Below are 2,805 nucleotides of genomic sequence, written 5' to 3' on the forward strand. Positions count from 1 at the left end.
CTCCTGTTTGTTCTGTTCCTGTTGTAATTTCAATGCCTGTTGCGATTTTGTCCCAATGCCTGTTTCCTGCATCTGCTTTTTCGCTTCACGCTTCATCCTTTTCGGATTTCTTCTTATATCCTTTACAACAGCATCAACAGCCGGACTAAATTTCAAACTGGAATAGTATTTTTGAATATATTCATGCACCTCGTAATCTTTTGGTTCTGCACCAAAAGTTACTTTTGCCACAGATAATTTACCACTTTCGATACGTTCAAATACTCCTACCCAAAATGGTTCTTCAAAATATACTGTCAGCTTTCCACTTACTCTGTCCATAAGAATCCCTCCTAAAATAATTGTTGAACAAAGAATGGACAACCCGGAGGGGCAGGTTACTTACCCTATATAATATAGGACGGCTGGGCTACCTACCAGCTCTAGTACATTTCTGATGTACATTGCGTTTTTATCTTTGCATTTATAATCAAGCCACATGGCACGATTATCTTAATTCGTCAAATTCAGCGTTTGTTGATATCTCAATTATACCAAATTCTTACTATTAACACCACGTCAACCTTATTCAAATAATCTCATCTGCTCATACTCTGCGTGTGCCTCTAACAGCACCGGTGTCTTATGCAGCAAATGCTCTGTCGCCCCGTCATCCAGCACCCAGTCTTTCAGTTCCTCCGGCTCCAGGATCAGCGGCATCCGGTTATGGACCGGCGCCACGGAAGGGTTTGCTTCCGTCGTCAGAATGACGAACCTTACCTGATCCTCATACCAGCTATAGCATCCTGCCATGAAAAGTACCGGAGCGTCCTTCCGCTCGTATGAAAATTTCTCCTTGCTTTTATTCCATTCATAAAAACCTTTAGCTGGAATGATGCAGCGCCTGTGCTGCACACTGTCCTGGAAGGTTCTTCGCTCCAGGGCGCTTTCTGCCCTTGCATTGATCAGCAGTTTTCCTTTCTCAACCCCTGGAAAGCCCCATTTCATCTGTTCTGCAGCCAGATGATTTTCCTTGCCCTTTAGGATCATAGCGTTTTGCGAAGGGAATACATCCCCGGTGCGCTCTATCTGCAGTTTCCTATCCAGATCCCGCACCAGCTTCTCAATTTCCCTGGCAGTCTCATCATCCACATAATATCGTCCACACATCGGTTTTTTCTCCTTTCGCCTGCAGGCTTATATTCCTTCCCAACTGATCTTCCAGCAATTTTCTTCCAGATAATAATAAAGCCGGAATAGATACTCTTGATTTCCCAGAACTGTACTGCACCGGTATTCCTGGATGGGGATGCCGCAGTAGTATTTCTTTTCCTGTGTCAGTACATGGATCTGACTGATCGTATGAAGCAGACCTTCATCATCCTGGTACTTGACCAATTTGGGCATGACGGATCCGGTGCTTGTAAACCAGACACCGCAGGCAATCTTTTCTAAATCCCTTTTCAACTCCCCCTCATCGGGATTCTGTGTATTTGTACCTATCCCCATACTCATACTTCTTCACCTCTAGTTTACCCTGACTTTCTTATAATCAACAGTCCTTTTTTCCCTTGAGATGCCCCCGCTCATGTGGTCAATCGGACTTCCCACAAATGCCGCCCGCTTCACCGAATCAATCCCATACCGTCCACGGATCCGGTCCACCGCAGCATCCATTTTCTCCAGCTTTTCATAATCTGTCGTGTCAAACATATCTAACTGGCGCATATTAAAACCGTCCTTTACCCGGCTGGTATGGATCCCCAGATGCCGGATGGCTGTCCCATCCCATAATTGGTCAAAAAGCTGGCAGGCACAGCGATGGATCTCAATGGTAATGTTCGTAGTGTTCCGCAGCGTCATCTGGTGGCTGGCATAACGCAGGTCATGAGATTTGATTCCCACAGCAATCACTTCCGCCCGCACCTTTGCTGCCCGCAGTCTGGTTCCCACCGTCTCCGCCAACGCCAACAACACCAGCTTCGCAGTGGACGCATCCGTTACATCAAAGGCAATGGTGGTGGAGTTCCCGTATCCTTTATTGGCCGGGGCTTCCGACTGTACCACGGATACATCCATCCCGTTGGCAAACGCCCAGATGACCTCCCCGTGCTTTTTCAGATGGACTTTCAGCAGATGCGGCTCCGCATGGGCCAGTTCCCCTATGGTATGGATCCCCAGGTTAAACAGCTTTTTTGCAGTCGCCCTGCCTACAAAGAACAAATCACTCACCGGAAGCGGCCACATTTTATCTTCAATCTCATTATGCCACAGCGTATGCACCCGGTCTGGCTTCTGGAAATCTGATGCCATCTTGGCCAGCAGCTTGTTCTCCGAGATCCCGATATTGACGGTAAATCCCAGCGTATCCCGGATTTGATCTTTCATCCTGTATGCTGCCGTCACCGGATCGCCCCAGAGTCCTTCCGTACCTGTCATATCCACAAATGCTTCGTCTATCGAGTATTGCTCTACGGTTGGAGAATACCGGCGCAGGATATCCATAAATGCCTTGGAGCATTTCTCATACAGGTTATAATTGGGTGGAACCAAAATCAACTCCGGACATTTCTGTTTCGCCTCCAGAATAGTTTCTCCCGTTTTTATATGGAACTTTTTAGCCGGAATAGATTTCGCCAATATAATTCCGTGCCGCATTGCCATATCACCGCCAACCGCAGACACCTTTTCCCGCAGATCCTCCTTCCCGCCTAAATGGTGGAGGCGGTAAACAGCTTCCCAGCTCAGAAATGCGGAATTTACATCAATATGAAAAATAACGTTTCTTCTTTCCAAACTCATGTTCGCCTCCTTTTTCTCTTATTA

The 2,805-nt window shown here is 46.9% G+C and carries 4 protein-coding genes; all 4 read right to left on the reverse strand.

What is annotated here, in order from left to right; all coding sequences use genetic code 11:
- A partial coding sequence (locus tag AC1WIP_RS14190) for a YjdF family protein (RefSeq protein WP_481142440.1) occupies positions 1-321 on the reverse strand: 321 nt, incomplete at its 3' end.
- A 243-nt stretch (positions 322-564) separates the two neighbouring features.
- A complete protein-coding gene (locus tag AC1WIP_RS14195; protein WP_481142441.1) occupies positions 565-1,149 on the reverse strand; it encodes an SOS response-associated peptidase in 585 nt (194 codons plus the stop codon).
- Between the two features lie 27 nt (positions 1,150-1,176).
- A complete protein-coding gene (locus AC1WIP_RS14200; RefSeq protein WP_481142442.1) occupies positions 1,177-1,488 on the reverse strand; it encodes a hypothetical protein in 312 nt (103 codons plus the stop codon).
- Positions 1,489-1,506: 18 nt separating this feature from the next.
- Positions 1,507-2,781, reverse strand: a complete 1,275-nt coding sequence (locus tag AC1WIP_RS14205; RefSeq protein ID WP_481142443.1) for a DNA polymerase Y family protein — start codon at positions 2,779-2,781, stop codon at positions 1,507-1,509.
- Positions 2,782-2,805 lie beyond the last annotated feature (24 nt).

It is taken from the genome of Acetatifactor sp. (assembly GCF_982438285.1).

Coding starts and splice junctions, on each gene's coding strand:
- AC1WIP_RS14205 (WP_481142443.1), bottom strand. CDS start 2,781: ATGAGTTTGGAAAGAAGAAACGTTATTTTTCATATTGATGTAAATTCC.
- AC1WIP_RS14200 (WP_481142442.1), bottom strand. CDS start 1,488: ATGGGGATAGGTACAAATACACAGAATCCCGATGAGGGGGAGTTGAAA.
- AC1WIP_RS14195 (WP_481142441.1), bottom strand. CDS start 1,149: ATGTGTGGACGATATTATGTGGATGATGAGACTGCCAGGGAAATTGAG.